The 22,075-nt window shown below is 57.7% G+C and carries 19 protein-coding genes and 3 pseudogenes; 9 read left to right on the top strand and 13 right to left on the bottom strand.

Annotated elements, in window-relative coordinates; translation table 11 throughout:
- Positions 1–5: 5 nt before the first annotated feature.
- A pseudogene (locus tag AC0QUY_RS26470) lies at positions 6–559 on the bottom strand (sigma-70 family RNA polymerase sigma factor).
- A 439-nt stretch (positions 560–998) separates the two neighbouring features.
- Between AC0QUY_RS26470 and AC0QUY_RS26465 the strand changes: the two are divergent.
- From AC0QUY_RS26465 to AC0QUY_RS26450, 4 genes and pseudogenes are all read left to right on the top strand, one after another.
- Positions 999–1,857, top strand: a pseudogene (locus AC0QUY_RS26465) (transglutaminase family protein).
- A gap of 180 nt (positions 1,858–2,037) precedes the next feature.
- Entirely contained in the window at positions 2,038–3,048 is a 1,011-nt protein-coding gene (gene pstS, locus AC0QUY_RS26460; protein ID WP_475389176.1) for a phosphate ABC transporter substrate-binding protein PstS, read from the top strand.
- 383 nt (positions 3,049–3,431) lie between these two features.
- A complete protein-coding gene (locus AC0QUY_RS26455; protein WP_475389149.1) occupies positions 3,432–3,641 on the top strand; it encodes a cold-shock protein in 210 nt (69 codons plus the stop codon).
- A gap of 249 nt (positions 3,642–3,890) precedes the next feature.
- A pseudogene (locus AC0QUY_RS26450) lies at positions 3,891–4,319 on the top strand (fatty acid desaturase); the annotation flags it as partial.
- On the opposite strand, the gene AC0QUY_RS26445 reads toward AC0QUY_RS26450, so the two are convergent.
- The 3 genes from AC0QUY_RS26445 to AC0QUY_RS26435 form a co-directional block, all read right to left on the bottom strand.
- Entirely contained in the window at positions 4,222–4,794 is a 573-nt protein-coding gene (locus AC0QUY_RS26445) for an MgtC/SapB family protein (RefSeq protein WP_475389175.1), read from the bottom strand. The pseudogene AC0QUY_RS26450 and the gene AC0QUY_RS26445 sit on opposite strands and share 98 nt — an antisense overlap.
- 108 nt (positions 4,795–4,902) lie before the next feature.
- Positions 4,903–5,106, bottom strand: coding sequence for a hypothetical protein (locus tag AC0QUY_RS26440; RefSeq protein WP_475389148.1), 204 nt, complete (start codon positions 5,104–5,106; stop codon positions 4,903–4,905).
- A gap of 89 nt (positions 5,107–5,195) precedes the next feature.
- Complete coding sequence (locus AC0QUY_RS26435; RefSeq protein WP_475389147.1) at positions 5,196–5,879, bottom strand: helix-turn-helix domain-containing protein; 684 nt, start codon at positions 5,877–5,879, stop codon at positions 5,196–5,198.
- A 398-nt stretch (positions 5,880–6,277) separates the two neighbouring features.
- Between AC0QUY_RS26435 and AC0QUY_RS26430 the strand changes: the two genes are divergently transcribed.
- Positions 6,278–7,135: a universal stress protein gene (locus AC0QUY_RS26430; protein ID WP_475389146.1), complete on the top strand. Its 858-nt coding sequence runs from the start codon at positions 6,278–6,280 to the stop codon at positions 7,133–7,135.
- 235 nt (positions 7,136–7,370) lie between these two features.
- Here AC0QUY_RS26430 and AC0QUY_RS26425 read toward each other — a convergent pair whose 3' ends face one another.
- Complete coding sequence (locus AC0QUY_RS26425) at positions 7,371–7,757, bottom strand: anion permease (protein WP_475389145.1); 387 nt, start codon at positions 7,755–7,757, stop codon at positions 7,371–7,373.
- Between AC0QUY_RS26425 and AC0QUY_RS26420 the strand changes: the two genes are divergently transcribed.
- Together AC0QUY_RS26420 and AC0QUY_RS26415 are read left to right on the top strand one after the other, a co-directional pair.
- Entirely contained in the window at positions 7,668–8,339 is a 672-nt protein-coding gene (locus AC0QUY_RS26420; RefSeq protein ID WP_475389144.1) for a BON domain-containing protein, read from the top strand. The genes AC0QUY_RS26425 and AC0QUY_RS26420 overlap by 90 nt on opposite strands.
- Before the next feature lie 68 nt (positions 8,340–8,407).
- Complete coding sequence (locus AC0QUY_RS26415; protein WP_475389143.1) at positions 8,408–10,075, top strand: CYTH and CHAD domain-containing protein; 1,668 nt, start codon at positions 8,408–8,410, stop codon at positions 10,073–10,075.
- A gap of 38 nt (positions 10,076–10,113) precedes the next feature.
- Here the strand turns inward: AC0QUY_RS26415 and AC0QUY_RS26410 are convergent, their stop codons facing one another.
- The 6 genes from AC0QUY_RS26410 to AC0QUY_RS26385 all read right to left on the bottom strand — a co-directional run bounded on the left by AC0QUY_RS26410 (position 10,114) and on the right by AC0QUY_RS26385 (position 16,289).
- A complete protein-coding gene (locus AC0QUY_RS26410) occupies positions 10,114–11,889 on the bottom strand; it encodes a PHA/PHB synthase family protein (protein WP_475389141.1) in 1,776 nt (591 codons plus the stop codon).
- Positions 11,886–12,380 carry an NUDIX hydrolase gene (locus AC0QUY_RS26405; protein ID WP_475389140.1) on the bottom strand — a complete coding sequence of 165 codons (495 nt, stop codon included), beginning with the start codon at positions 12,378–12,380 and terminating at the stop codon, positions 11,886–11,888. Before AC0QUY_RS26405 ends, AC0QUY_RS26410 begins: the two co-directional genes overlap by 4 nt.
- 22 nt (positions 12,381–12,402) lie before the next feature.
- The gene (gene lon / locus AC0QUY_RS26400; RefSeq protein WP_475389139.1) at positions 12,403–14,811 is read right to left on the bottom strand and encodes an endopeptidase La; all 2,409 of its coding nucleotides are present in this window, start codon (positions 14,809–14,811) and stop codon (positions 12,403–12,405) included.
- A 10-nt stretch (positions 14,812–14,821) separates the two neighbouring features.
- Entirely contained in the window at positions 14,822–15,229 is a 408-nt protein-coding gene (locus AC0QUY_RS26395) for an Hsp20/alpha crystallin family protein (protein WP_161853478.1), read from the bottom strand.
- A gap of 134 nt (positions 15,230–15,363) precedes the next feature.
- Positions 15,364–15,963 (bottom strand): hypothetical protein, encoded by a 600-nt coding sequence (locus AC0QUY_RS26390; protein ID WP_246738118.1) that lies wholly within the window; start codon positions 15,961–15,963, stop codon positions 15,364–15,366.
- Positions 15,964–16,067: 104 nt separating this feature from the next.
- Complete coding sequence (locus AC0QUY_RS26385; RefSeq protein WP_475389138.1) at positions 16,068–16,289, bottom strand: ChaB family protein; 222 nt, start codon at positions 16,287–16,289, stop codon at positions 16,068–16,070.
- Between the two features lie 187 nt (positions 16,290–16,476).
- On the opposite strand from AC0QUY_RS26385, the gene ftsH reads away from it, so the two are divergent.
- Positions 16,477–18,315, top strand: a complete 1,839-nt coding sequence (gene ftsH, locus AC0QUY_RS26380) for an ATP-dependent zinc metalloprotease FtsH (protein WP_475389137.1) — start codon at positions 16,477–16,479, stop codon at positions 18,313–18,315.
- On the opposite strand, the gene AC0QUY_RS26375 is transcribed toward ftsH, so the two are convergent.
- Both AC0QUY_RS26375 and AC0QUY_RS26370 read right to left on the bottom strand, forming a co-directional pair.
- Complete coding sequence (locus tag AC0QUY_RS26375; RefSeq protein WP_475389136.1) at positions 18,293–18,979, bottom strand: CBS domain-containing protein; 687 nt, start codon at positions 18,977–18,979, stop codon at positions 18,293–18,295. The genes ftsH and AC0QUY_RS26375 overlap by 23 nt on opposite strands.
- 334 nt (positions 18,980–19,313) lie before the next feature.
- Entirely contained in the window at positions 19,314–19,865 is a 552-nt protein-coding gene (locus AC0QUY_RS26370; protein ID WP_475389134.1) for a nitroreductase family protein, read from the bottom strand.
- Between the two features lie 155 nt (positions 19,866–20,020).
- Here AC0QUY_RS26370 and AC0QUY_RS26365 point away from each other — a divergent pair, with 155 nt between their 5' ends.
- Positions 20,021–22,063 (top strand): protein-L-isoaspartate(D-aspartate) O-methyltransferase, encoded by a 2,043-nt coding sequence (locus tag AC0QUY_RS26365; protein ID WP_475389133.1) that lies wholly within the window; start codon positions 20,021–20,023, stop codon positions 22,061–22,063.
- Positions 22,064–22,075: the final 12 nt, after the last annotated feature.

Raw genomic sequence — 22,075 nt, 5'->3', positions numbered from 1 at the left:
GCGGCTCATTCAAGCGCGCCAAAACCACTGATCCGCTCAAGTGCAATCCGTGCGCGAGGATGCCCCGAACTCCGGTATTGAATCGGTGTTTTGAAGTGGGTGTTTTCGAGTAACAAGAGCTGCGAAAGCCGAGAGCGAGCGCGGTTCACCCGGCTCTTAATCGTCCCGACGGCGCAGTGGCAAACTTTTGCTGCCTCTTGATACGAATATCCGGACACACCAACCAAGGTTAGCGCTTCGCGCTGATCGATCGGGAGCTTTGCGAGCGCATCACGGAGTTCCTGGAATTCTAGATGGCTGATTTGACTGGGTTGTGATTCCAGCTTTTCGGCAAAGCTGCCGTCGACGTCTTCGACCTCCCGCCGTTGCTTACGATATTCCGACCTAAAATGATTGCGTAGAATCGTAAAAAGCCACGCCGACATGTTTGTGCCTGGCTGAAACGAGTCAATGTGAGAAAGCGCGCAGTAGGGTCTCCTGCACCAGGTCGTCGGGCCCGGTCGATATTTCGGCACAATGAAATTGCGAAAGCACGAAGGCTCGGGACCGCAGCGAGCATTAAGTCGCGGGATGCAGACACCGGACTTGCCAATGACGTCGCCTCGCTGGCTGACCTCCTGAACCAAGGAAACGGGTTGCCGGATACACAAGGCGTGTGTTGGTTGAATTGCTACGAGGCGGATTGCGGGCAACTCCGCAGAACCGGTCGAACTGACGGCAATCACCGAGTATACTCCAGGTGCGCTTATCCGGTGGACACCGCGCCTTTTGGCAAGTTAGTGGATTGAGTTCTGATATGGGGACGCCGTCCCCAAATGGCCATGCATGATTTCAAGCGCGTTGGAGACATGCGATGTGACCGCTCGACAAGTTCGTACTGATAACCGGCGATGAGATCGGGCGTAAGCCAGAACGCCACAGTACGTTAATTCGGTCTAGCTCTCAGACGGATTCATCGCAGGAACCTTGGTCGGGCGTTGTTGTAGATGGAGCTTTCGTTGATAACACTGAATATTCTCCACACCACGACTTATCGATTCAATGAAAGCGTGCGCTTGTTGCCGCACCGCTTGATGCTTCGTCCGCGGGAAAGTCGCGAGCTCCGTTTGATTTCCAGTGAGGTGACTGTGACGCCGCATGCGGTCTTTGGGCGCATGATGTATTTGGCAACGCGATCGCGACGGCTACTTTTCAGGCGGCGGCTTCTAATCTTGTTATTGCCAGTGTCGCAGAGCTTCAGCTCGACGCGGCAGCATGGCCGGTGTTCGACATCGCGTTTCAGCCATGTCTTACCCATTCCGCTATTCTGATGACGATTGGACCGATCTAGGCGCGTTAACTGTCCCGCAGTTTGCGGCTGAAGCCGGGGTCCTGCGAAACTGGGCACAAATGCTCGTTCAAGGAGCCCAGACTGACACGCTATCGCTGCTCAAAAACCTGAGTATCGGCGTTTCCCAAGCCGTGCGGTATCAAAGCCGTGAGGACGAGGGTACTCAATCGCCCGCAGAAACGCTAAATCGCGGCTGGGGCTCATGCCGGGATTTCGCGGTGCTCTTCACAGAAGCAGCTCGCATTCTCGGCTTCGGCGCCAGGATCGTTTCCGGCTATCTTTACAGTCCGAATCAGCAGAGCGTGGGCTCCAGCGATGCAGGATCAACTCATGCGTGGGCAGAGGTCTTCCTACCAGGCGCCGGTTGGATCACTTTCGACCCGACAAATCGCAGCGTCGGCGGCTTCAATCTGATCCCGGTCGCAGTCGCGCGCGATATCCGGCAGACGATCCCGGTATCTGGAAGCTTCTTCGGTAGCCGCAGTGCTTTAGCCGAGATGTCCGTGGAAGTTCACGTTACATCATAGACCATTGTGGCGTCGGCAGCGGATTGGACCGCCGAGTTCAAACGATACCCGCGAGTTTCATGACGGTGGCACTACCTAGAACAGGTTGATGCAAATCAATGTTGCCCTTTCAAATTTCCGATCTGATTTCAGTGCCTCGAACGGATTGAAGTCCGCGGCTGTCGGAGATGGAGCCTAGTGATGAATTTCGTGAAAACGCTCCTCGGTGCCAGCTTCGTTGCCGCAGCAACGTCGGCGCTCGCGGCCAATGTCACCGGTGCAGGCGCCACGTTCCCCTTTCCGCTGTATTCCAAATGGGCTGACGCCTATCACAAGGAGACCGGAAACAATCTGAACTACCAGTCGATCGGCTCGGGCGGTGGCATTAAGCAGGTCCAAGCCAAGACCATTACATTTGGCGCCACCGACATGCCACTAAAGGTCGAGCAGCTCGAGAAGGATGGGCTGATCCAATGGCCGATGGTGATGGGGGCAATCGTTCCCGTGGTCAATCTCGAGTCTGTAAAGCCTGGTGAGCTTGTATTCGACGGTGAAGCGCTGGCCAACATCTATCTCGGCAAAGTCACCAAGTGGAACGATCCGGCGATCAAAAAGCTCAATCCTAATGTGAAGTTGCCGAACGAAGCGATCACTGTTGTGCGCCGTTCTGATGGTTCAGGCACGACCTTCAATTTCACCAACTACCTGTCCAAGGTTAGCGCGGACTGGAAATCCAAGGTCGGGGAGGGCACCGCGGTTGAGTGGCCGGTCGGCGTCGGCGCTAAGGGTAACGAAGGCGTCTCCGGGAACGTGGGCCAGACGAAGAATTCGATCGGCTATGTGGAGTACGCCTATGCCAAGCAGAACAAGATGACCTATACCGCGATGGTCAATAAGGCTGGCGCGATCGTGCAGCCGAACATGGAGTCCTTCCAAGCTGCTGCCTCGAATGCCAACTGGGCCAACGCCCCGGGGTATTATCTCGTCCTCACTGATCAGCCTGGAGAGAAATCGTGGCCCGTTACCGCATCGACCTTCATCCTGATGCGCAAGGAACCGCCTGACAAAACCGCCTCCGCGGAGGCCATCAAGTTCTTCAGATGGGCATTCGCGAAGGGCTCCAAGACGGCCGAGGAACTCGACTACGTTCCGATGCCTGACGCCGTGATAAAGCTAATCGAGAAGACCTGGTCGGCCGATATCAAGAGTTGAGTCTAATCGTTTTCTGCCCCAAACGCGTCGGCTACTGTCCATTGATGAAGTCGAATTGAACGCATAACGCCGTCGGCGAAACGGATGGAGTTGCGGGTAAGAATCCTGGCGCCTTCATTGAAGACGTGCTTGTAAGCACAGGGCGCCGTTCCCCGACGGCATCACTGAGATGGCGTCGATAGTGCATTGCGAGGCCGTCCCTCGCCAAGGCCACTTGCGGAACGAACGAGCAATAGCCATCTAAGGTTTATCGAGTTTCGGCCGAACGACTTGGCCTCGCCGCTTAGAGCGCGCCTGACTGACGACCCTCCCTCCAGACCTCGAATCAGCTTGCTGCGCGCTTGAGCGCGGCTCCAAACACCTATCCTAAAGGACGATCACCCATGAGCACGGGAACTGTGAAGTGGTTTAACGGCCAAAAAGGCTTCGGCTTCATTCAGCCAGACCAAGGAAGCCAAGATGTCTTCGTTCATATCAGCGCGGTTGAACGCGCTGGCATGAGCACCCTCGACGAGGGACAGAAGGTTTCTTTCGAGGTCGTTGCAGACCGCCGGACCGGCAAGTTTGCCGCAGAGAATCTGCGCGCGGCGTAAGCTCGCAATCGATGCCATGCTGCTTTGACCACGGATGTACTGGCAGAGCCTTTGGTTTCGCCCCGTGACCGGTTTACCGGCCGCGGGGTTGTTTTTTACTACCCCGTTAAGGCTGCCAGCCAGCGCGTGAGCCGTCCTACCAGCGCGACAGTCCGGCACTGAAACAACGAGGTTGCAAGAGTGTCTACCGATATTGATCCAGGTCAGGAACACGACGACATTGTCTACCCGCAGGTCCTCCTATTTCTAATGATCCATGCCGGATGCTTCATGGCGATCTGGTCGGGCGTCTCATGGCCAGCGATTGCGCTGTGCGTCGTACTATATTGGTTGCGCATGTTCGCCATCACCGCCGGGTATCACCGGTACTTCTCGCATCGCGCTTACTCAACGAGCCGGGCATTTCAGTTCATCCTTGCATTCCTCGCGCAAAGCAGCTCCCAGAAAAGTGTCCTTTGGTGGGCCGCGAAACATCGACATCACCATCTTCACTCCGATACTGAGAAAGATGTGCATTCGCCAAGCCACAAAGGGTTTGTTTATAGTCACGTAAGCTGGATTTTCTATCGGCAGAACGAGGCTACCAATCTGACGAAAGTTTCGGACTTTTCCTCATATCCCGAGTTGATGTGGCTGCACAAATTCGAGCTTTTGCCAGCGATCGTGACGTCAGGTCTTTGGGAAGCAATGGCAGAACCACCAATGTCGCGCCGGCGAAGATCAAAGCGTCTCTTACCTCTCCCTCGGTCAGTACCGAACGGACAAAATGATGCAGCGGGGCGCGCGCTGCGAGCAGGACGGCAAGGGCCGCGGCGATGCCGGCTGCCAGTGCCGGCTGTTGCACCGAGAGACCGCCGAGCAGTGTGGTCAGGATCAGGGCAATTTCGGTGGTGAGGCCTGGATCCTCGTCGCGGGATCTGAAATAGGCAATGGCAGCCAGCGCGGCCACGCCTGCAACCGTGACTGCCAACACAAGAGCGCCGCCAACTATTTCGCTGGTTGCCCCGACCAGCGAGACCACCGAGAATGTGCGTATTCCCGCCGGCCGGCGGGCAGGTCCTTCCCCTTTGCGGCGCTCGCGCTCGGCGCCGATCAAAAGTCCGATGCCAAGCGCTACCGCGAGATTAAGGGACAGGGAAGGGAGGTCAACCATGCTCTTCACGTTCGCTGGATGACGCGACATACGTATCAGATCCGATGCAGCAAGTTCAGCAGCTGTTCCCTGCACACCAAGATAATGCTCCCGGCCGTCTCGAAACAGTCAAGGTGTTCGCAATGCAACTGCAAATTTTCCGTCTTGATGACGTGCCTTGATTTTGCTGACCTGAGCAGTCTGGGAATATCCGTTGTCAGTGTTGATGCGCACGGCTATTGCAAAGCCTGCTACCCCGATGCCTGCTACCAGTGCAGCGACCACGATTTTCATGTGGGTTGTTCGATCTGCGCTATAAATTGAGTGGTTCATCGCGAACCTCCAAACAGTGTAGATTCTTGAAGTCGTGTATTACTTGCCTCCGTTGTGCCCGCGGTCAGACGAACGAGTGAGAGTGGTCCTCACGCATCCATATTGTGCAGGCGCTGTCGGTTGCGAAGCACGATCTGGCGGGCTCCGGAGAAGGCAAGCACGCCGTCATTGTGAAGCTGTGAAAGGGCGCGGGAGACTGTTTCAAGCGTCAAGCCCAGATAGTCTCCGATGTCCCTGCGGCACATCGGAAGCGCCATCATGCCAGTCCCGGCCAAACGACGATCCATCTCGAGCAGGAAGCTTGCTACGCGCTCCATAGCGTTCTTGCGGCCGAGAAGCAGCATATGGTCTTCGGCACGTCGAAGCTCGCCGGCCGTCATGGTCCAGAGGCTCCGGGCAACCTGAGCGGTCATGCCGGCTGCCTGTTCGAGGCTGCGACGCTTCACCAGGCGAACCGTCGTGTCGACGATCGCTTCTGCCGTCAGCCGATGGACCGGTCCGGACTCCAGCCCGAAGACATCGCCCGGAAGGTGGAATGCGCCAATCTGTCGCCGGCCATCGGACAATAATTTATAACTCCGGACCGAGCCACAAATTACCTGATAGACGTAGTCCGAAGGCTCATCCTCCCCATAGATTTCCTCATCTTTACTGTAGGAGAATTCTGTGGCGACAAGCCCGGCATGGCCGGTAATTGCATGGAATTGGTCGGGACTGACCGAGGCGCCGACTTTTGGATCTGCGATGGGAGCGCTGATCGATTGGGTGAGCATATGCCATCTCCTGAGCGGACTGATGGCCAATTGTTAGTTTAAGTCACTGCCTCGCGAAATTTCGTTTCTTTTCTTAAGGGCGGGTCCCTAAGTAGTTCACCGGAGGTCAGCCTTTGAAAGCGCTCTCGAAACATCCAAGCAAAAGACGGACACGGCTCGCAAACAAGAGCATCGGCTTCTTGGAGCATCCGCGAAATTCAGGCCCCAAGGATGCATGCTCCGCACCGCAACAGCCGCAAGCTTCCCTCGTCATGGAGACCATGCGATGGATCAATACATCGTATTGCGTCATGGCAATCATTACGTCCGCGCCTGAAGCCGCATCCCGCATTCGAGATTGACACAGATCAACCCCATGCGAGGGCGCGGCCCTAAGCTTTCGTCAAAGGGAGAGAGCCATGGCAATCAGGGACATTTTTCTGCCGCTTGTCAGTTATCCCACGCCGACTACGGTGGCGGCGATTGAAAAGGGTGTCGCGATAGCTGGTTACCTGGGAGCCGATATTTCGGCGACCGCCGTCGAACTTGAAGTCCCCGCGCCTGCGAGACCATTCACCAGGGCCTTTGTGCCAGGGGGCGGTGCTCCGGTTGAGGAGGCCCCCGAACATCAAAAGAGCCTGCTCAATTCCAGGCAGATGCTGGAGGCGTTCGAAGTCGCCGCGAAATCCTCGAAAGTTGGGCACACCCGAACCATCGCACCATGTTCCGCAGAGGATATGGCGGCTCTGCTGGTAAGCCGATCGCGACTCAGTGACCTTTCACTCGTTGCGGTCAAGGACTACGACGGTGGCCAGGAGAAGATGATCGAGAGTTTGTTGTTCGAATCGGGCCGGCCCTTACTGCTGTTTTCGGAACAAGCCGTCGACAAGCTGTCGAATTCATTCGACCATGTTGCCATTGCCTGGGACCACAGCGCACAGGCTGCGCGGGCAGTGGGCGATGCGCTTCCGCTGCTTCAAAGCGCCAAGGTTGTCCATATCCTGACAGCGGCCGACAAAAGCACTCCGTCTCTACTGGAATCCGGCAACGCCTTAGTAGGCCACTTGGCCAAACATGGCGTTGAAGCCAGTTTCAAGATGCCAAAAATCGACGGGAGCTCGGTTGGAAAGATCTTTGAGGCTTATGTCAAAGCCAATAGCATCGACCTTCTGGTAATGGGCGCCTATCGCCACTCGCGGCTAAGGGAATTCGTGATGGGTGGGGCGACATACACCGTTCTGGGCCACCCGCCGTGTTGGGTGCTAATGGCTCATTGATCCGATCGACTACCGTGACGGAACCTGTATCGGCCTTAACAGCAAACTTGGCACTGTGACGCGATCTCGGACAGCAGTGACGTGGACGCAGATGTCTTGGGGGTCGTGCGCCCGGCGCGATTACCCTGAACAGAACGCCAAGGCTAAGGCCATCATCGACCTTTGAGGGCGGTCGTTCTCGATTGTCTCCGGCAAGAGGTTGCCGGAGATCGCCTCGCAATAACCCAGATCGTGCTCAGATGTAGCCGAGCCACCGCCAGTAGGTCGCGCCAAGCAGCATCACCAAGGCCAGCGCAATCACAGTCAGGACCAGGCCCGTGCGCACGAAGTCCTTTGCGTCAAAGGTCTCCGTGCCATAAGCCACCATGTTCTGCGGCGCATTCACCACTAGAATGAAGCCGAAACTGACCACGAACTGAAGTAACATAGTCATTCCGACAATGTTGATGCCGGGCGTAGCCACGCCTTGAAGCACGGCGATTACGATCGGAATCATCGCTGAAGCGAGCGCAGTCGCGCTGGCGAAGCCGAGATGAATCAGGGTGAGGAACAGGCTGAGTGCGCCGAGAATAAACAACGCAGTCGCGAACTGGAATATGAACCTAGCCTCGATGCCACTCATATCGGGGTCGCCGTAGAGAAGGGGGTCGTCACATTGACCGGCCATGTCGCAAGCTTCGCACAGAAGCAGGCGGCGATCACCGCTGTGCGACGAATTCATGGCGTTCGAGCGATCGCCGACGAGATTGAAGTGCGCTATCCTTTCGAGCAGAAAATTGACGATGAGGAAATCGCTAAACGGGCGGTCGATATTTTAGGCTGGAATAGCGTCGTGCCCGATCAGGCGATCCAGGTACTCGTTCGAAACGGCTTGGTGACGTTAGCAGGCGACGTCGATTGGCAGTTTCAGAAGCAATCCGCCGAAGATGCCATTCGAAAGCTCTCGGGCGTCCGCGGCATTGTAAACCGTGTTGCGATCAAACCTCGGGTGCAGGCGGCAGACATTAAGAAGAAGATTGAAGGCGCGCTGCGGCGGCGTCTTGCGTCAGAAGTAAGAGGGATACGCCTTACTGTCGAGGACGGTGGCGAAGTTACTCTTGAAGGCGTTGTGGACAATTGGAATGAACACCAGGTTATCGAGACTGCCGCATGGTCAGCGCCAGGAGTAATAGCCGTCCACAATCGGTTGTCTGTGGGGACATAGCCACCGCTCCAGGGAAGACCGCGGAGCGGGCAAAGTTCTCCGACCTAATCCTTAGTGACATATCCACGATGCTAAAACACTCAAGAGCGTCCGAACCATCAATTGCCGCTGTGGTCGTCAACAGGGGCGTCATGCGAGCAAATGCGCCTGTTGTCAGCGTGAAGGCGGGGCAGCCATTCAAGCATCTCCCGGGGAGACGGGCGTCGCGCGCGACGGTTCAGCGGGCGGCGCTGGAAGTAGAGCTGAAGCTCGATACTGCCGCGGAACATCTCGACATTCTGAAGAAGCACCCTCTTTTTCACAATAGTAGATCGAGCCGAAAGGACGAGGTAGTTTCGATCTATTTGGACACCAAGGACCGCGTGTTTCGCCGACATGGTCTATCGTTTCGTCTTCGGCGTAAGGGTGAGAAGGTTCTTCAGACCATTAAAGGGCCTTATCGCGGAGTTCTTGATCGCAGCGAGCGAGAAACTCCGTTCACTGGCGATGGCGACAATCATCCTGGTGCAGTCGAGGCGTTTATGCGCCACCTTGATGGAAATTTGCCGACATCGCTAAGGCCGGTCTTCAAGACTAGAATTGAACGTGAAATCTACCAGATTGGGGGCATCGAGGTTTGCCTAGACAAAGGTGAGATAATTGCCGGCCGGCGCTCCACTCCGATCGCAGAGATCGAGTTGGAGCTGAAAAGCGGCGACCGAGGAGAGTTGTTCGCTCTTGCGAGGCAGATTTCTGCGATTATACCGGCTGAAATCTCCGTTAAGTCCAAATCGGAGCGGGGTTACGACTTCGTAGATGGAATCAAGGACCGATGTACCATGGCGCGGTATCCGATTTTACCGCGATTTCCTAGCACTGCCGAGGCTTTTCAAATTATCTGTGGCGAATGCCTGCATCAACTGATTTCGAACCGGGCCGGTGTGAGGGCCGAGATCGCAGAAGCGCTTCACCAGGAACGAGTCGCGCTAAGGCGTTTGGATGCCGCCGTAAAGCTCTTCAGAAAGATCCAGAGTGAGAGGGCGACGAAGGTCGCTGGCGAGCTGAAATGGGTTGGTGATGAACTTGCAGGTGCACGCGAGCTAGACGTATTCATGACTGATTTCATTGTGCCTCTCAGGAGCAAACAACCGTCAGACTCGAGTCTGGCGAAGGTTTACGGCGCCTGCGTCCAGTTACGCGAAAAGGCTTATGAAAGAGCTAATACCGCCCTGAGCTCGCAACGATTCCGTAGGTTTCTTATTGATGTCGCAGAGTGGATCGAAACCGGTAACGAAGATCGAAAGGCGAGATCGCGAGTGAAGGGTGAGCCATCGGCAAAGGACATTGTATCCAAGACACTATCCAAAATATCGCGCAAGATGAAGTCCGTAAGACGAATTGGCGATCTCGATTTGCGTCGTCTTCATAAGCTCCGTCTGCGTGCAAAGCGCATGCGCTATACAATCGAATTCACCGGAAGTCTGCAGGACGTAAGTTACGAGCGCATCAAAGGAATGCTTAAACAGCTCGGGAAGTTGCAGACAGCCATCGGGAAGGTGACGGATATGGCGTCAGCGAAGACGATATTGAGCCGAATTGTTGTGGAGGCGAAAACCGACCCCAAGAGTGTGAAGCTGCGCATCCCTTCGGCATTGACGACCATAGCGAGAAATCAAGAAGTGCAGAAATCCAAGCAACTGAAGAGGGCTGCCAAAGCGTTTGAAAAACTGAAGAACATCAAGCCGTTCTGGACCTGAGAGTTACCTGCAAATCGCCGCGCCGGTATCATGTTGGTTCAAGTTTGAAAGACATATGACCCGGGTGCCGGATCACAGGAAGGTAAGCCGCCAGCGGCATTTGGCAGGAATGATGGCGTAACCCTCACAGACGAGCAATGAGCATCAAGCCAGCGTACCCATTCGGGCCACCACGATCCCTGTTTTTGCGAGGTTGAAGCAAGCCACGTATCTGGATCGACGTATTTGTCAGAAGCATCGCAAGTGCTGATGCGATAGTACGCTCCGATCTTGCCCGGCGGACTGACGACGGAGCTATTATGGCCTCCGCCCGTGAGAATGAACTCGGTGTCCGCGGAGCTATAAAGCTCCACCTTGTAGACCGACCGCCAGGGGGCGATGTAATCCCTTTCAGCTCCAAGTGCGAATAAGGGGGTCTTGATATCCTTCAGCGCCACCGCGCGGCCGTCCACAAGATAGTTTCCGTGAGCGAAGCTGTTATCAAGGAACAGTTGGCGCAGATACTCGCCGTGCATTCGCGCTGGCATGCGCGTCGCATCGGCAAGCCAGGCGTCGAGGTCGGTTGGGGTACGAGGCTGGCCGAGAAGGTAGCGTTCGACAAATTGGGAGAAGATCATCTCGTTGGCGCGAAGGAGGGAGAATGCGCCTGCCATTTGCCGTGTATCGAGAAAGCCTTGGACGTGCATCATATCCTCGAGCAAGGCGAGCTGGCTTTCATCGATGAACAGCATCAGCTCGCCGGCCTCTTCGAAATCGGTCTGAGCTGCGAGCAGACTAAGGCTGGCAAGCCTGTCATCGCGGTCTCGATCCATGGCCGCCGCGGCTATCGCCAAAATGGTACCACCCAGACAGTATCCCACGGCGTGCAGCTTCCTGCCGGGGATGATCTCACCGATCGTGTCAATGGCAGTCATAACTCCCTTGCTTCGGTAGTCGTCGAATGATGTGTCTCTGAGTTCTGCGCCGGGGTTCTTCCACGAAATCATGAACACCGTGAATCCTTGGTCGACCAGATAACGAACGAGGGAATTCGCCGGGCGGAGATCGAGAACATAGTACTTCATGATCCAGGCCGGGACGATGAGCAACGGTTCTTCGTGCACTTGCGCTGTCGTCGGAGCATATTGGATCAGCTCCATCAATTCGTTTCGAAACACCACCTTGCCTTCGGTCAGCGCAATGTTCTCACCAATCTTGAACTCCTCCAATCCTTTCAATTTTTCTCCCCGGGTGAGCCGAACAAGATCCTCGGCCAGGAGCACCGCGCCGGCAGCGAAATTGGCGCCGGCTGTCCGCCAGGCGGCATCCAGAACCGTCGGGTTGGTCCAGGCAAAGTTGACGGGCGCGAGCGCGTTCAGCATGAGGCTGCCAAGGAAGTCGACACGTTTGGCGTGATGGCGCCCCATGCCGGGGATATCGCGAGTGGCGGCGCGCCACTGCGCTTCAGCCGCCAGCTGAGCCTGAGCCAGAATATTGAACGGCGAACGCTTCCAACTGGGGTCACGGAAGCGGCGATCATCAGAATTTGGTCCAAGGCCGTCGCCCTGGGCTTCACCTGTCAGAAGCGCGCGATAGAGAGACAACACCGCGCCCGAAGCAAGTTCACAAAGCTCAATCTGCTTGCCGCTTGAGAGCATCAGATGGAAAGCCCAATCCTCCCAGGCTTGCAAGGCGGCCCAGGGCGACTGCCCGCCGAAAAGTATTCCAAAGCGGCCGCGACGTCTGCGATCGAACTCGCGGACAAGCGACGTGGAGCGACCGGGGAGAACGGTTCCGGCGTCAGAGCGCGTCGCCGGCGCTTGGTCGGGAGTCATATTGGTGCTTTCTGACCATGCGGTCGGGATGCGCTCTTCCAGAGCATTTCGAGACGATCGAGAAATGGGCGCTGGCTTGCAAGAATCTTCGCCCGCGCAAGGGGAAGACTGAACCACGCAGCGCGGTCGATTTCGGGAAAATAAGTGGTCCGGCCACTTCGGGGAGGCCATTCAATCGCGACGTCGTTGCTGTGAATGTTACTGATGTCAAGATCGCCTTCCAATGCATAGCCTTGAACAATCTTGCCGGCACGCTGGCGCACCTCGCCAAGCGGCTGCAGTGGCCCGGGACCTTTTACGCCGAGTTCTTCTTCGAATTCGCGTCGAGCTGCGACTTCGGGATCCTCTCCGTCGTTCAGTTCTCCCTTCGGCAGGGACCAGGCGCCCAAATCACGTTGGCGCCAGAAAGGCCCACCCGGATGGACGAGGAGAACTTCGATCCCGTCGCCCGTGCGGCGGTACATCAGGATGCCAGCGCTGTTGATCGGCATGGTGTGAAATCCAATCACCTCATCATTCCGCAGCGGCGGTGGCGGTGGTAGCCTGTGTCTCAAGTACCGCCGCCGAGATCGCATCATCAACCCGCTCGAGCCACACGAACTCCAGCCTGTCGCGGGCACCGACGGGAATTTCGTCGAAGTCGCGACGGTTCCTTGCCGGCAGCATGACGCGGGTCAGTCCAGCGGCAGCGGCGGCGACGACCTTTTCCTTGATGCCGCCGACGGGCAGCACCAGGCCCCGCAGCGAAATCTCACCGGTCATGGCAGTGTCGCTCCTCACGGTGCGATCCGTGAGCAGGGAGGCGAGGGCGGTGAACATCGCGACACCCGCGCTCGGTCCGTCCTTCGGCGTAGCGCCTGCCGGGACATGGACGTGGATGTCACTTTTCTCGAACACCGACGGATCGATACCGAGTTGAGCGGCGCGGCTCTTCACCAGGGTCAGGGCGGCCTGCGCGCTCTCGCGCATCACTTCGCCAAGTTGGCCGGTCAGGATCAGCGTTCCCTTTCCGGGCGTGCGCGTGGCTTCGATGAAGAGAATATCGCCGCCGACCGGCGTCCAGGCGAGGCCCGTTGCCACCCCAGGAACACTGGTGCGCATGGCGATCTCGTTTTCGAAGCGGGGTTGGCCAAGGACAGACCCTATGTCCTTCGTCGTGAGAACAACGCGACTTGTACTGCCTTCAGCGATCTGAACCGCCACGTTGCGGAATAGCTTGCCAATCTCTCGCTCCAGATTCCGCACGCCAGCTTCGCGGGTATACCCTCTGATGATGAGCTTGAGCGCATCAGCATCAATCTCAACCTGCGCGGCCTTCAGGCCGTTGGCCTCGAGCTGACGGCGGACCAGATAGCGCCGGGCGATCTCCAACTTCTCATCCTCGGTGTAGCCGGCGAGACTGATAATCTCCATCCGGTCCAGCAACGGACCCGGGACCGTGTCGAGCATGTTGGCGGTGGCCACGAACACGACCCGTGAGAGGTCGAATGGCACCCCAAGGTAGTTGTCGCGGAAGGTCCCGTTCTGCTCGGGATCGAGCACCTCGAGCATCGCAGCCGATGGATCGCCCTGAATTCCGCGCCCCATCTTGTCGATCTCGTCGAGCATCATCACGCAGTTGCGCGCGCCCGCTTTCTTGATTGCCTGAATAATGTTGCCGGGCAGCGCGCCGATGTAGGTGCGCCGGTGGCCACGGATTTCCGCTTCGTCATGTACGCCACCCAGGCTAACCCGAACGAATGGTCGTCCCATTGAGCGGGCAATGGATTGGCCCAACGAAGTCTTGCCAACCCCGGGCGGACCGACGAAACAAAGAATGGGCGCCTTGCCTTGTGGCGCAAGCTTTCGGACTGCCAGATATTCAATGATGCGGCTCTTGATCTTCTCCAGACCATAGTGATCCTCGTCAAGGATTCGCCTGGCCTCAGAAATGTCGATCGATTTCTCCTCCGGCAAGCTCCAGGGCAGTTCAATCAGCCAATCGAGATAGCTTCGGACCATGCCAGCCTCGGCGGCCGCCTCTGGCATGCGCTCATAGCGACGAACTTCCTTTCGCGCCTGGCTTTCCGCTTCGGCCGGCATCCCGGCCTTGGCGATGGCCTCGTTCAGCTCCGCAACCTCCTGTGCCTTGCCGTCCCCCTCTCCAAGCTGGCGCTGAATGGTCGCCATCTGCTCCCGAAGAATCGCTTCCCGCTGACGCTCATCAAAAGTTGCCTTTGTCTGCTGTCCAATCTCATGGCTGAGCCGAAGCACTTCGATGCGCTCGGCCAGATGGCGCGAAACTTTGTCCATACGGAGCACGAGATCGACGGTCTCAAGGATTTCCTGTTTCTCCTGAGGTTTAATGTCCATGTAGGACGTTGCAAGGTCGGCCAGGTTCGAGGGTGAGGTGGTGCCTTGCAGCACAGCGATCAGTTCCTGGGGAGCTTGTGGAAGCAGCTCTGCAGCCTCAATGGCCTGCCGCTGCAAGTTCAAAAAGCGAGCTTCAATTTCCGGAGAAGTCGCTGTCGGCTCCGGAATGTGAAGAACGCGGGCCGCTAGAAACGGAGTGCCCGGAAGATAGTCGAGCACCCGCATGCGCTGCACTCCCTGACACACGAGGTGATGACTCTCATCAGGCCCGGTGATGTAGCGCACGATATTGGCGACAGTGCCGATGCGGTATAAATCGTCGGGTCCGGGTTCACTCAACTCGCCATCACGCTGAAGCAAGATGCCGATCTGCCGCTGTTCGCGGACGGCCTGTTGTGCCGCAGCGATCGACTTCGCCCGCCCTATGGTGATCGGGATGACGACGCCCGGAAACAAAACCGTATTACGTACCGGCACAATGATGAGGGCGTCGTTCGGAATCTGAACCGGTGAATCAGATGACGAGGCAGAGGCTGGCCCCTGGGCGGGCGTTTCACTGTCCGGTGACATGGCCGTCTCCTCAGTTGGATTTGGCAAGCCGCAATCCGACGCAACCGTTTGTGGCGAAGCGGCTTATGGCGTACCGGCCGGACGGTAGAGCAATGCGACGCTCGAAACGGCCTTGCGGCAGTTCGAGGCGGAGAATGCGCGCGTCGCGGAGTTCGGTGGGCAACGTCCGGCGTCCGCTCACTACAAGGATTCCATTTTCGAGTTTGGCTTCGACCTCATTGGGATCGACGCCCGGCAAGGCGATGAAGATGAGTATCTCCCGATCGGTCTCCAGAACGTCGATGGGCGGCTCCCAGCTCGGCTCACGCGTTCCGGCCAGCGGCTTCAGATTCAAGAATTGCTGGTGCAACCGCTCGGCACGGGCGATCGTTTCGATGGCGTCGGAAAGCATCCAGTTGATGGAATCCTTCGGCGGCATTTCGCTTCTCCGTCCCAGCGTTCGGGCATGAAGTCACCCATGTTCTTTAGCCCAGCTCCCGTTCCTGGGCCGAGGTCAAAGCTGATTGTTCACGCTTGCGACGATTGGTAACGCATATGGAATAGACATTGTTCTCACAAGCCGGCGACTGGTTCGGTGCCGTTCATGCCCTGATTTGGCGAACTGGCTTCCCCCGTCGGGCTGGGCGCGCCGGAGGTTTCTTCGCCCAAAAGGGGGGCCGGTTCTGCCGTGAGTTGCTGGCCTGCGATGACTTTTCGCCAAAGCTTAAGAATGTTCTGCTGGGTTATCCGCGTTATGAAACAATGTCCTTCGCGGTCAAAGCCGCAGAACGTCGCCTCCGCATCGTCGCCCACCCGACTAAACGCCTGACTAATCACATCGAGGCAGGCAATGACTTGACCTACGTTTTGGAGCCGAGCGTGGTGAGCGATATCGAGCAACCGGAACGCCTCGACATCGGGCTGGCCAAAGACAGCGCCCTGGCGACCGAATTCAAAAAATACGTTCACGGCGGGTAACACGCCCTGAATCTGTGAGAGAATTGCCGCGACGTCCTGTTCGCTGCAGGCCGCCAGATGCTCGCCGTGGCTCTTGCTGCCGTTTTCAGGCGCGGCTTGCGGACCCACGGACATCATCACTTCCCGCTCGATCCAGCGGCGAACATCCGCAGGTGCATTGCGAATTTGCTCCGAACTCAACGTAATGCCGATCATGGCCTCGCCTCCTTGATGATCCCCTTTAGTGGCATCGTTCCCCAAAGCCGATATTGATCGGGATCAATCGCAACTTCGCTAACTGTGGGCCAGTACGATCTGCGTCAGCGACGCTGACGTGGAACCCAGCGGTCGCCAGATTTTTTGTATTTATGCTTCACGGCCGCCCAGGCGACACTATGGGCGATCCGTTCGCGCTGTTCGGGACCTCGCGCTTGGTACTCGGTCCAGGCGTTATTGAAGGCGGCTGCGTAGATTTCCTGGGCGTGCGTTGGCAGATGTGCCCGAACAGGGGCCGGGAGATCTTCAATCGATGGATATGGCAAGCGCTGTTCCTCCGCCTTCAGGACAGATGCCGAGAAACCATAGAGCTGACCGATGAAGCCAAATTGATCCAGAACAAGCCGCGATGTCTGAAGCCAGCTAGAGAGGTGGCAGCGTCGTTAGGCGAATTCGGAAAATGACATGGCTCCCGATCACGCATCACGAAAACAAAAAATCGCAATTGCCATTATGGCCGCTGCTGCCCTCGTTTCGCTTGCGCTGCAATGGGTGTGGGTCTCCTACGCCGAGATCGACACAATTCCCTTCAGTCAGTTCGAACAACTGGTGGCTGCGGGCAGTGTTGCTGAGGTGGCCGTCAGTTCGGATACGATCCAGGGCAAGCTGAAGGACAAGCTGCCGAGCGGAAAATCGGCATTCATAACTGCCCGCGTCGATGCGGCGCTCGCCGAGAAATTGGAGGCGAAAGGCGTGATCGTGACAGGTGTGCCGTCGGGCGGGCTGCTTCAGAGCGTCCTGTTATGGATCATGCCCGCTCTGATGTTCTATCTGGGGTGGGTTTTCATTAGCCGCCGCCTTGGAGGTCAGCAAGGCTTCGGCGGATTGATGTCGATCGGCAAGTCGCGAGCCAAGGTCTATGTCGAAAAGGACACCAAAGTCACATTTGCCGACGTGGCGGGCGTCGATGAGGCAAAATTCGAACTGCAGGAGGTCGTATCCTTTCTCAAGGACCCCAAGAGTTACGGCCGGCTAGGAGCTCATGTTCCCAAAGGGATCCTGCTGGTAGGCCCGCCAGGCACTGGTAAGACCTTGCTCGCCCGAGCCGTCGCGGGCGAAGCCGGCGTCGCATTCTTTTCCATTTCCGGCTCGGAATTCGTTGAAATGTTCGTTGGAGTCGGCGCGGCACGGGTTCGCGACCTTTTCGAGCAGGCCCGCCAGGCGGCACCTTGCATCATTTTTGTCGACGAACTCGATGCGCTTGGACGCAGCCGAACTCCCGGCGCGTTCGGTGGCTATGACGAAAAGGAGCAGACTTTGAACCAGTTGCTCGCCGAGCTTGACGGCTTCGATCCCAGGGTCGGCGTGATATTGCTGGCGGCGACGAACCGGCCGGAAATTCTCGATCCCGCACTGCTACGCGCAGGCCGGTTCGATCGACAAGTGCTGGTGGATCGACCGGACAGGAATGGACGCGTTGCCATTCTCAAGGTGCACATTCGCAAAATCCGGGCCGGCAACGACGTCGATCTGGACAGGATTGCGGGTCTCACCACCGGCTTCACCGGCGCCGACATCGCCAATCTGATCAACGAGGCTGCCATCGCCGCAACCAGGCGGAAGGCCGAAAACGTCTGTTTCGATGATTTTACGATTGCCATCGAGCGGATCGTCGCCGGAATCGAAAAGAAAAGCAGGGTACTCAGCAAGGAGGAGCGCCGTAGGGTCGCCTTTCATGAGACGGGCCATGCGCTTGTCGCTGTAAGTCTGCCCGGCGTCGATCCCGTTCACAAAGTATCCATCATTCCCCGCGGCGTTGGTGCGCTCGGCTACACGATGCAGCGACCGACGGAAGATCGGTTTCTGCTTTCCGCCAGCGAGTTGAAAAGCCGGATAGCTGTATTGATGGGAGGCCGCGCCTCCGAACGGCTGATCTTCGACGGCGACGTGTCGACGGGGGCCGCCGACGATCTGCAGCGGGCGACGGAGATTGCAGTTGAGATGGTGACAAAATACGGTATGGATCCCGGGCTCGGGCAGCGAACCTACGCATCCCGGCCGCAGACCTTTTTGTCCGCGACGCAGGACATCGTGGTCAGCGCAGCGGAAGCGACAGGGCGTGAAATTGATCTTGCCGTGCGCCAGTTAGTCGAAGCCGGAGATGCCTGCGCCCAGCAGATTCTGGAGAAGCGGCGGGCGGATCTTGAGGCCGGGGTCGAGCTTCTGATCGCGCACGAATCCCTGACGGCGGAGCAATTCGCTCCGTTGCGCTCCTCGGGCGCGCCACCGGCAGCGGACAGGTGGCGGCCTGAGGAGCAGGTGGCTAAGGTCAGAAGACAAACGTTGAGCTAATTGCGAGGTGGTCATTGACCATCGTGACTCCCGGAATAGCCTCGGCAATCACGCGGATCGCTTGCCGTTCCTCGCCGGACTCAGCATAGCCCCAGAGATCGACAATTCCGTTGGTTACGGTCACGCTCAAATTATGGGTGTGCGCCCAGGAATGCTTTTTCAGTTCACCAAGCAATTGCTGTCGAATGGTCGCGTCGGGAAGGGTCACCTCGAGCTTTGGCCGGGCGCTGGCGACTGCCTGGATCAGGTTGGCGCGGCTAACGATTCCGACGAGATTGCCATCCTTGTTGACAATAGGAACGTGCTTGATCCGGCGTTCCTCGAGCAAGGTCGCGATTTCATGTAGCGGCGTTTCCGGGGCGGCCGTTACAACGTCGGAGGTCATGATATCCTGAACCTTTGCGGCGTGCGATTTGACATAATCTGCAGCGATCGTCGCGTTATCAGTGAGGAAATGCAGCCACCACGAATAGGCCCGTTCGGTTCCGGCTTCCGCGCGATGTATCAAATCGCTTTCAGTTACAATGCCGACCACCTTCTCGGCATTGTCGATTACGGGAACCGCACTTATGCGTTTCTTAAGCAAGATGTTCGCCACTTCTCGAACAGTCGCATTTTTCCCGACGGTAATGACGGGGGAAACCATCACGTCACGCGCTTGCATGGCTGGAACTCCTTGTTTGTCTGACAACATCTATCTTGCGAGTTGCCCCTTGTTCAGAATTGATCCTCATCAAGCGCGCGCACTTGCAGTGCCTCAGCGAGTTGCGGCGCTCAGTCCAGCGTAACGATCGCAAGGATCCATCGGAAGATCTCCCATCCGGCCGCGACCAGCAACGTGCCAACGATCAAGAGCGCGCCGTACCAGGAAACGGTGGTGGTTTTCCGCGAGCCCTGGCGCTCAGAAGCAGTCGCCTCCTTTATCGGCCGTGGCAAAGGTCTTTGACGAGCTTTGGTCGCATGCAGAGAGGAGGGCGAAGTAGTCGTCATGTGATCTCCTACGAAATCCAATCGATCCTGAGAGGTTTTCTCGAAACCAATGGAGGTGTGGACTTCGGGTGCCCAACGACAATTGGGGCAACTGGGATATCGGTGTCGGCTAACTTCAGGGTTGATTTACCCTCGGGTGTTCCGAGCCAACCTTGCGCAAACCCAATCCAGCAGGTGCCGAGCCCTGTCGCGTGCGCCGCGAGCATCAGGTTCTCTGCCGCAAGCGAACAATCCTCGACGGCCGAGGGGCCTGCGGCTGCGGAGATTAGGATCAGCGCGGGAGCGCCGTGAAAGATATCGAACTTCGGATCGTTCAGAATGTGCGGGAAATGGTGCGTGGCCAATGCGGCCGGAGAAGTTCTCAGCATATGGGCTTTCGCGTCAGTTGAAACGCGCGCCAGCAGCTCGCTGTCCCCGACGACCGTAAATAGCCACGGCTTCACGGCGCTGGGAGCCTGGACCGCTGCGTCGATGAGCCAGCGCAATGTCCCTTCGTCCACAGGTTCCCCCGTGAACTCGCGCACGGCTCGCCGCCCGTAGATTGCTTCTCTGACGTCCATCACCGTTCCAATCAGACCGCAGCAGCATTGAGCCAGATATGCAGGGACCGCCCTTGATCTCGATCAAACTGCTCGGCCGGCTATGCGAATAACGTCAACCTAGCGGAGGATAGTCGGGGATAGCCTCGACGCACGGATTACGCGGAGCCGATGTCATGGGAGTGCCGGCCTCGAACGGAGTTCTTTTCAGTGAAGTAACCTCGTTTCCGTCGCGCCGTCAGGAGATGGTTGAGAGAGACATTGCCGCACGCGGCGTGCGCGACGAGTTGGTACTTGATGCCATGCGCAAGGTACCGCGCGAGCCGTTCCTGCCAGAAAAGCTTCGTGAATTTGCCTACGAGGACACCCCGCTCCCAATCGCCGGGGAGCAGACAATTTCTCAGCCCTATATCGTAGCCTTCATGACTGAGGCCTTGATGCTCAAGGGTGGCGAAAAGGTCCTTGAGGTCGGTGCCGGATCCGGTTACGCCGCCGCCGTACTCTCTGAGATCGCGGCCAACGTCTACACGGTCGAACGGCTCGGGCCCCTTGCCGAAAAGGCCGCGGCACTACTTTCCGAGCTCGGCTATGACAATGTCCACGTGCTTCACGGCGACGGCACGAAGGGTTGGCCGGAACATTCCCCTTACGACGCCATTGTCGTGGCCGCCGGCGGGCCTCAGGTTCCAGAGTCGCTCAAGGAGCAGCTGAAGATCGGCGGCCGCCTTGTGATTCCCGTGGGCGCGGATCAGCGCAGCCAAGAACTTGTACGGGTCACTCGGGTTTCGGCCAATGAGTATCGCAGCGAAGATATCGCCGATGTTCGCTTCGTTCCATTGATCGGCGAGGAGGGGTGGGCGACCTTCAGAGGAGATAGTCGCACCCGTGCGCGCCGGGCACCGCGTCCAGTATCTTGGGACGAGGAAGCATTGGTCCGTACCCTTGCGGATGCTGTAGAGCCGTTTTCGTCGATCGAGGCCGCCGATCTCAATCCGCTCATGGAAAGGATCGGCTCAGCACGGGTTGTGCTGCTTGGCGAAGCGACCCATGGTACCTCCGAATTCTACCAGATGCGCGAACGCATTACCCGCGACCTCATCGTCAAGAAGGGGTTTGGTTTTGTGGCGGTAGAAGCGGACTGGCCCGATGCGGCGCGGGTCGATCATTACGTCCGGCATTTCCAATATCCGCCATCTGAGTGGACTGCGTTCGCACGGTTTCCAACCTGGATGTGGCGAAACGCTGAGGTACGCGATTTCGTGAGCTGGCTGCGCAAGCACAATGGCACGGTCGAACGGAACAAACGGGTAGCGTTTCACGGCCTTGATCTCTACAGCCTCTATGACTCGATCCGATCGGTCTTAAATTACCTTGACGAGGTCGATCCGGAGTCGGGGAGGGTAGCTCGCGAGCGCTACGGTTGCCTGACGCCGTGGCAGCGGGATCCCGTAACTTACGGCCATGCCGCGCTGACCGGATCCTATCCGACATGCGAATCCCACGTGGTGCACGCTCTCACCGATCTCCTTTCCAAACGCCGAACTTACGCCGAACATGATGGGGAACGCTTCTTCGACGCCGAGCAAAACGCGCGTCTGGTCGCGAACGCGGAACGCTACTATCGCATCATGTATTACGGCTCGCGCGCTTCATGGAATCTGCGCGACAGTCACATGTTCGAAACCCTGAAAAATCTGCGCGCGTTTCATGGCCCGGACAGCAAGGCCGTTGTATGGGCACACAACTCGCACATAGGCAACGCACAAGCGACCGAGATGGCAGCACGCGGGGAGCACAATCTCGGCCAGCTCTGTCGCAAGGAATTCGGCGAACAGGCCTATCTGGTCGGGTTCGGCACCCACAATGGAACCGTTGCCGCTGCCTCCGATTGGGATGGCCCGATGGAAGTCAAGAATGTCCGGCCGGCGCTATCCGACAGTTATGAGCAGTTGTGCCACGCGACAGGATTTGCGCGTTTCATGCTTGGTCTGCGAGGGCGCAACGATCTATGCGGGCCAGCCGGTCTCGGCAAGCAGCGGCTCGAGCGAGCGATTGGCGTGATCTATCGGCCCGAAAGTGAGCTAGCAAGCCACTATTTCCGCGCAAGCCTACCGGCACAGTTCGACGAGTACATCTGGTTCGATAGCACCCGTGCGGTGACCCCGCTTGAAACTGCCGAAATCAAGGGCCTTCCGGATACTTATCCGTTCGGCGTGTAACGCAAACCGGGT

It is taken from the genome of Bradyrhizobium sp. WYCCWR15520 (assembly GCF_056174665.1).
Note: the sequence above shows the minus strand (reverse complement) of the source record. Positions and strands in the feature narration are given on the sequence as shown.